6 protein-coding genes are annotated in these 7,707 nt (G+C 68.9%); 2 read left to right on the forward strand and 4 right to left on the reverse strand.

What is annotated here, in order from left to right; genetic code table 11:
* Positions 1-980: nitric oxide reductase transcriptional regulator NorR (norR, locus tag L995_RS29535; RefSeq protein ID WP_047475003.1), on the forward strand; the 980-nt coding region annotated here is incomplete at its 5' end.
* Positions 981-1,105: 125 nt separating this feature from the next.
* On the forward strand, positions 1,106-2,287 hold the full coding sequence (locus tag L995_RS29540) for a Fic family protein (RefSeq protein ID WP_047475004.1): 1,182 nt from the start codon (positions 1,106-1,108) through the stop codon (positions 2,285-2,287).
* A 9-nt stretch (positions 2,288-2,296) separates the two neighbouring features.
* On the opposite strand, the gene L995_RS29545 is transcribed toward L995_RS29540, so the two are convergent.
* The 4 genes from L995_RS29545 to L995_RS29560 form a co-directional block, all read right to left on the reverse strand.
* Positions 2,297-3,211: a DMT family transporter gene (locus tag L995_RS29545; RefSeq protein ID WP_047219585.1), complete on the reverse strand. Its 915-nt coding sequence runs from the start codon at positions 3,209-3,211 to the stop codon at positions 2,297-2,299.
* 88 nt (positions 3,212-3,299) lie between these two features.
* Positions 3,300-3,719, reverse strand: a complete 420-nt coding sequence (locus L995_RS29550; RefSeq protein ID WP_017407873.1) for an FKBP-type peptidyl-prolyl cis-trans isomerase — start codon at positions 3,717-3,719, stop codon at positions 3,300-3,302.
* 38 nt (positions 3,720-3,757) lie between these two features.
* The gene (locus tag L995_RS29555; RefSeq protein ID WP_012203005.1) at positions 3,758-4,900 is read right to left on the reverse strand and encodes a pyridoxal-phosphate-dependent aminotransferase family protein; all 1,143 of its coding nucleotides are present in this window, start codon (positions 4,898-4,900) and stop codon (positions 3,758-3,760) included.
* A gap of 102 nt (positions 4,901-5,002) precedes the next feature.
* Positions 5,003-7,707, reverse strand: a 2,705-nt coding sequence (locus L995_RS29560; protein WP_047475009.1) for an acetyl-CoA carboxylase family protein, incomplete at its 5' end; no start/stop codon positions are given.

Consider the following 7,707-nt stretch of genomic DNA (forward strand, 5'->3'; position numbering starts at 1 on the left):
CCATGCGCGCGCTGCAAAAGGACATCGCCCTGGTCGCGGCCAGCGACCTCAATGTGCTGATCACGGGCGAGACCGGCACGGGCAAGGAACTGGTGGCCCAGGCCGTGCATGCGCAGTCGGCGCGTGCAGGCCGGGCGCTGGTCAGCATCAACTGCGCGGCCCTGCCCGACAACCTGGTCGAAAGCGAGCTGTTCGGCCATGTGCGCGGCGCCTTCACGGGCGCGCTGTCCGAGCGCAGCGGCAAGTTCGAGCAGGCCGACCAGGGCACGCTGTTCCTGGACGAAGTGGGCGAGCTGTCCCTACCCGTGCAGGCCAAGCTGCTGCGCGTGCTGCAAAGCGGCCAGCTGCAGCGCCTGGGTTCGGACCGCGAGCACCATGTGGACGTGCGCGTGATCGCCGCCACCAACCGCGACCTGGCCGCCGAGGTGGCGGCCGGCCGCATGCGCGCCGATTTCTTCCACCGCCTGAGCGTCTACCCGTTGCGCGTGCCCGCTCTGCGCGAGCGCGACAGCGACGTGCTGATGCTGGCCGGCTTCTTCCTCGAGGAAAACCGTTCCCGCCTGGGCCTGGGCGGACTGCGCCTGCACCCCGCTGCGCAATCGGCCTTGCTCGCCCAGGACTGGCCCGGCAATGTCCGGGAACTGGAGCACCTCATCAGCCGCGGCGTGCTGCGGGCGCTCAGCCGTGCGCCCTCCGGCACTCCGGCCGGTGGCCGGGCACGCATGGTCACGCTGGGGCAGGCCGATCTCCGGGATGACGCGCAGCCCTCGGCGACGGCCACCCCGACCCTGCCCGTCCCACAGGTCGCATCACCCGGCGCCAGCCCCCAAGGCCTGCGCAATGCCGTCGAAAGCTACGAACGCCAGCTGATCAAGGCCAGCCTGCAGCGCCACCACGGCAGCTGGGCCGCCGCCGCACGCGAGCTGCAGATGGACCGCGCCAACCTGCAGCGGCTGGCGCGGCGACTGGGACTGGCATGAGGGGTCATGCGGCCGGCCCGCCGCCTTGAGACGAAGGCTTATTTAAGTCAGCTTAACTTGGCGCTCTCGTTATTTAAGAAAAACCGCATTTGCTTAAATAAGCGTCCAAAGCCATAGTCAGCCCCATGCCCGATTCCCCTACCAGCCAGCGGCTTGGCCGCTTCATCGAGACATCCGCAGCAGGCGAAAAGGTGCGCGCCTTCGTGCCGCCACCGCTGCCGCCGGAGCCGGCCATCGATGTGCTCGTCCTCCTGGAAAAGCTCAGCCTTGCCGAGCGTGCGCTGGGACGGCTCGATGGCATCACCATGCTGCTGCCCCGCCAGGAGCTGTTCCTCTACATGTACGTGCGCAAGGAGGCCGTGCTTTCTTCGCAGATCGAGGGCACGCAATCGACGCTGTCGGACCTGCTGCGCTTCGAAGCCGAGGCCCAGGCGGGCCAGCCCATCGACGACATCCGCGAAGTTTCGAACTATGTGGACGCGATGATGTACGGACTGGAGCGCCTGCGGGACCTGCCGCTGTCACTGCACCTGATCCGCGAGATGCATGGCCGGCTGCTGCAAAGCGGACGCGGCGGCACCAAGAGCCCCGGCGAGTTCCGGCGCTCGCAGAACTGGATTGGCGGCACGCGTCCAGGCAATGCCTTGTTTGTGCCGCCGCCTGTCAACGAGCTCGGCCCCTGCCTCGACGCCTTTGAACGCTTCATGCACGAAGATGCCTCCCGCCTGCCCGCCCTCATCAAGGCCGGCCTGCTGCACGTGCAATTCGAGACACTGCATCCGTTCCTCGATGGCAATGGCCGTATCGGCCGCCTGCTGGTCACGCTGTACCTCTGCATCAACGGCGTGCTGAACAAGCCGCTGCTCTACCTCAGCCTATTTCTCAAGACGCATCGGGCCGAGTACTACCGGCTGCTGCAGGAAGTGCGCGAGAACGGCAACTGGGAAGCCTGGCTCGACTTCTTTCTCACCGGCGTGGCACAGACCGCGAACCAGGCCTTCGAGGCCGCCACGCATATCGTCGATCTGTTCAGGCAGGACCGCGAACGCATCGCGACCGAAGGCGAACGCGCCAGCTCCACGCTGCGCATCCACGACCTGTTCCAGCTCAACCCCTTCCTGACGTCAAACCAGCTGGTCCGGCAGACGGGACTGTCCTCGCCTACCGTCAACACGGCGCTCGCCGACTTGCAGCGCCTGGGCATCATCGAGGAAGTGACCGGCCGCAAGCGAGGCCGGGTCTTCAGCTATCAGCGCTATCTTTCCGTGCTCAACGAGGGCACGGATCCGCTACCCCGGCCGGCCTGATCCCTGGCCTCACCGCCTGAGCGACTTCAGCCACCCATACCCGCTCACCAGCAGCACCCCTGCCAGCACCATCAGCGCCCCCGCCAGGAAGTTGGGCTCGATGGGCTCGCTCAGCAGCCAGGCACCGAAGACCACGCCGAAGATGGGCGTCATGAACGAGAACACGCCCAGGCGCGAGGCCAGGTATTGCGTGAGCAGCCAGAACCAGACCAGGAAGCTCACGAAGCAGACCAGCACGGACTGGAAGGCCAGGCCCGCCCAGGCCAGGGGCGTGGGCTCGAAGCGGGTCTGGCCCAGCAGGAAGGCGGCGGGCAGCAGCAGCGCAAAGCCGGTGGCCAGCTGGTAGAGCAGGGTCTGCGCGGCGGGCAGCGATGCCAGCCGCGTGGTGCGGATGGCCACCGTGGTGGCGCCCCAGGCCACGCCGGCGGCCAGCGCCAGCAGGTCGCCCAGCAGCATGGCGGCGCCGGCTGCCTTCGAAGGCTTGCCGCCGCCAAGGAAGGCCAGCGCAATGCCGGCAAAGGCCAGCACGATGCCCAGCCATTGCAGCGGCGCCAGGCGCTCCGAGGGCAGCTTCCAGTGCAGGCCCAGCGCCGCGAACACGGGAGCGGAATACAGGAAGACCACCACATGGGCGGCCGAGGTGTGGTTGATGCTCTCGCCCACCAGCAGGAATTCCAGCGCAAACAGCGTGCCCACGGCCAGGCCCGGGCGCCAGCTGCCGTCGCCCCACTGCACGCGCATGCCGCGCCAGCGCATGAACAGCCACACCAGCACGGCGCCCGCGCCCGAGCGCAGCGCGATCTGCAGCGTGGGCGCGATGGCATCGGCCGTGGCCTTGAGCAGGATCTGCTGCAGGCTCCAGATCAGGCACAGCATGAGCATCAGCGCGGCGGCGCGCGCGTCCAGCGGTTTGCGAGGGTCCACGACGTCTTCCTTTCAGCGACCGTGAAAAAGCCGGCCCGCAGGCCGGCTTCGCATCAGGCGGGGGATGGCCCGGCCAGCGGGCCGGCCATCACTTGATGCCCAGCAGTTCCACCTCGAAGTTCAGCGTGGCGTTGGGCGGGATCACGCTGCCCGCGCCACGGCTGCCGTAGGCGATGGAGGGCGGGCAGGTCAGCTTGGCCTTGCCGCCGACCTTCATCTTCTGCACGCCTTCGGTCCAGCAGGGAATCACGCCGGTCAGGGGGAACTCGATGGGCTGGCCGCGCGTGATGGAGCTGTCGAAGTCCTTGCCCGTGTCGGGGAAGTAGCCGCGGTAGTGCACGCGCACCGTGTCGCTGGCCTTGGGGCTGGCGCCCGTGCCTTCCTTGAGGCTTTCATAGACCAGGCCGCTGGCCGTGGTGACGGGCTCGGCCGCATGGGCCGCCACGCCGGTGAATGCGGCGAGCATCAGGCCGCAGGAGGCGGCCAGGGTGGTGAGGGTCTTGTTCATGAGGGCTCTTTCAATGCAATGTTTGCAGCGGGTTCGGTTCACGCCTTGGCGGGGACACCGATGTCGTCCAGCGCTTTGGCGATGTGGCCGACGGTGCGGTCCACGTTGTGCCATTTTTCCAGGCCGAACAGGCCGATGCGGAAGGTCTTGAAGTCCGGGCCTTCGTCGCACTGCAGGGGCACGCCCGAGGCGGTCTGCAGGCCGGCTTCCATGAACTTCTTGCCGCTCTGGATGCCGGGGTCGGTGGTGTAGCTGACGACCACGCCGGGGGCCTTCCAGCCTTCGGCCGCCACGCTGGGAAAGCCGCGCGACTCCAGCAGTGCGCGCACCTTGGCGCCCAGGGCGATCTGCTCGTCGCGCACCTTGGCGAAGCCGTAGGCACGCGTCTCCAGCATCACGTCGCGCAGGCGGACCAGGGCGTCGGTGGGCATGGTGGTGTGGTAGGCGTGCTGGCCTTTTTCGTAGCCCTCGGCGATCTGCATCCACTTCTTGAGGTCGCAGGAGAAGCTGGAGCTTTGCGTGTGCTCGATGGCTTCGCGCGCGCGCTGCGAGAGCATGACCATGGCGCAGCACGGCGAGCTGCTCCAGCCCTTTTGCGGCGCGCTGATCAGCACGTCCACGCCGGTCTTTTCCATGTCCACCCACATGGCGCCCGAGGCCACGCAGTCCAGCACGAAGAGCGCACCCACCTCGTGCGCGGCATCGGCCACGGCGCGCAGGTAGCTGTCGCTGAGGATGATGCCGCTGGCCGTCTCCACATGGGGCGCGAACACGACCTTGGGTTTTTCAGTGCGGATGGCGGCGGCCACGTCCTCGGCCGCGCAGGGCGCCCAGGGGTCCTGGCTGCCCGGGCCCTGGCGGCGCGCCTTGCAGACCACGGCGCCACCGCCCAGTCCGCCTTCCTCGAAGATCTGGGTCCAGCGGTAGCTGAACCAGCCGTTGCGCACGATGAGCACCTTTTCGCGATTGGCGAACTGGCGCGCCACGGCCTCCATGCCGAAGGTGCCGCTGCCCGGCACCAGCACGGCCGTGTGGGCGTGGTAGACCTCCTGCAGCGTGGTGAGGATGTCCTGCATCACGCCCGCGAAGCGCTTGGACATGTGGTTGAGCGCGCGGTCGGTGTAGACCACCGAGAATTCGAGCAGGCCGTCGGGATCGATATCGGGCAGAAGTCCGGGCATGGGAAGGTCTCCAGAGGCAGCGGGGCCCGCTTGAGCGGGCCCGCCATCGTGTTCGTCGAAAAGAGGATCAGCTTAGCACGCCGCCTGCAGCGTTTTCAGGGCCTACCAGGTGTCCACGAAGCCCGCCTGGGCGGGTGCCACGCGCGCCCCCGCCAGGCCGCGCGACAGCCAGGCGCGCGTGTCGGCGGGGTCGATGACGGCGTCGATCTCCAGCGTGCCGGCCATGTGCATGGCCTCGCCGTGGGCGTACTGCTGGGCCAGCAGCCGGTCGAACAGAGCGTTGCGTTCGGCGCCCTCGGGCAGGGCCTGCAGTTCCTTGCGAAAGCCCAGGCGCACGGCGCCTTCCAGACCCATGGCGCCGAACTCGCCCGTGGGCCAGGCCACGTTGAACACCGGCGCATGGAAGCTGCCCGCCGTCATGCCCATGGCCCCCAGGCCGTAGCCCTTGCGCAGCACCACGCTGAAATACGGCACGCGCAGCTTGGCCGCCGTGACGAACAGGCGGCTGACATGGCGCACCTGGGCGGTCTTCTCGATCTCGGGGCCGACCATGAAGCCCGGCGTGTCCACCAGGCTCACGATGGGCAGGCCATGGGCGTTGCACAGCTGCATGAAGCGCGCGGCCTTGTCGGCCGCATCGGCGTCGATGGCGCCGCCCAGGTGGGAGGGGTTGTTGGCCATCAGCCCCACGGGCCGGCCTTCGATGCGCGCCAGCCCGGTGTGGATGCCTGCGCCAAAGCCCGTGCGCAGCAGCAGCAGGCTGCCTTCGTCCACCAGATGCGCCATGGCCGCACGCGTGTCATAGGCACGCAGCCGGTTCTCGGGCACCACATGGCGCAGGGCGCGCGTGTCGGGCGCGGTCCAGTCCGTGGTGCGGCCCTGGAAGAACGAAAGATAGTGGCGCGCTGCAGCCACGGCCTGGGCCTCGTCCTCGACCAGTACGTCGATCACGCCATTGGCATGCTGCACGCTGCTGGGACCGATCTGCTCGGGCCGGAAGACGCCCAGCCCGCCGCCCTCGATCATGGCCGGCCCGCCCATGCCGATGCAGCTGGCGCGCGTGGCGATGATCACGTCGCTGCAGCCCAGCAGGGCTGCATTGCCCGCAAAGCAGCGGCCGTGTGCAATGCCGATCACCGGCACCTGGCCCGACAGGGCCGCATAGGCGGCGAAGGTGTGCACATGCAGGCCCGCGACCACGGGCGTGTCGGTATCGCCGGGCCGCCCGCCGCCGCCTTCGGCGAACAGCACCACGGGCAGCTTCTGGGCCAGCGCAATGCCCAGCATGCGGTCGGTCTTGGCATGGTTGCGCGCGCCCTGGGTGCCGGCCAGCACGGTGGCGTCATAGGCCATGACGACGGCGCGCGAGCGCTCCTGGCCGAACTGCGCGCCGTTGATGGAGCCCATGCCCGTGACCATGCCGTCGGCCGGCGTGTTGGCGATCAGGTCGTCCATGCTGCGTCGGCGCGTCTGCGCGGCAATGGCCAGCGCGCCGTACTCGATGAAGCTGCCCTCATCGCAAAGATCGGCGATGTTCTCGCGCGCGCTGCGGCCGCCCTGGGCATGGCGTTTGGCCATGGCCTCGGGCCGGGCGGTGTCCAGCGTGAAGGCATGGCGGTCGATGACGCGGCGCAGGTCGGCGCGGATGTGGTCCGGGTCCTGGGCGATCTGCTGCGCGCGTGCGTCGGCCTGCACGCCTTCGGCGGCGGCCAGCACCAGCAGGGGCTGGTCCTGGGCCACATAGGCACCGGCCTCGGCCAGCCGTTGGGTGATGGTGCCGGCCTGCGGCGCCAGCAGCACATGCTCCATCTTCATGGCTTCGAGCACGCCCAGTTCGGTGCCTGCGGCTACGACATCGCCCACGGCCACGCTCCACTGCACGATGCGCGCGGGCATGGGGGCCGTGATGGCGCCTTCGGGGACGGGCGCGCCAGCAGCCTCGTCCGCCACCGGAACATCGGCGGCCACAGCCGTGCGTTGCGCGCCTTCGGCCAGCGCCTGGGCGTCCGCCACCAATTCGGGAAGGGCCTCTTCGAGCCAGCGTGTGTGCACGGCCTGCGATGCCATCTCGGGCCGCCGGGCCAGCGCCTGCAGCAGCGGCAGGTTGGTGGCCAGCCCGTCGATGCGGCATTCGTCCAGCGCGCGACGTGCGCGTCGAAGCACGTCTTCAAAGCGCGACCCGCTGCTGTGCACGATGAGCTTGGCCAGCAGCGTGTCGTAGTGCGGCGAGGGGCTGGCGCCCGCCACCGCATGCGTGTCGATGCGGATGCCGGGGCCGGCCGGCCACTGCAATGCGCCTATGCGTCCGCTGCCGGGGCGCGAATGGCCTGCGGCATCCAGCGTCTCGGCATTGATGCGCCACTGCATGGCATAGCCGCGCGGCGCGGGGGGTGTCCTGGCATCCAGGCCCAGCTCGCCCAGGTGATCGCCCGCCGCAATGCGGATCTGGGCCTGCACCAGGTCGATGCCGAAGACTTCCTCGGTGATGGTGTGCTCCACCTGCAGGCGCGGGTTGGCCTCGATGAACACATAGGGCAGGGAGTCGGAGGCGGCATCGACCAGGAATTCGAAGGTGCCCAGGCTCTCGTAGCCGATCTCGGCGGCCATGCGCAGCGCGTCGCGCGTGATGCGCTCGCGCAGCGGCTGCGCCAGGCTGGGGCTGGGCGCGATCTCCACCAGCTTCTGGAAGCGCCGCTGCAGCGTGCATTCGCGCTCGCCCAGCGCGATGGGGCCTGCGCCGCCGTCGCCCAGGATCTGTACCTCGATATGGCGCGCGCCCGTCATCAGACGCTCCACATAGAACGCGG

It is taken from the genome of Delftia sp. ZNC0008 (genome assembly GCF_000799035.1).
GTDB lineage: Bacteria > Pseudomonadota > Gammaproteobacteria > Burkholderiales > Burkholderiaceae_C > Comamonas > Comamonas tsuruhatensis.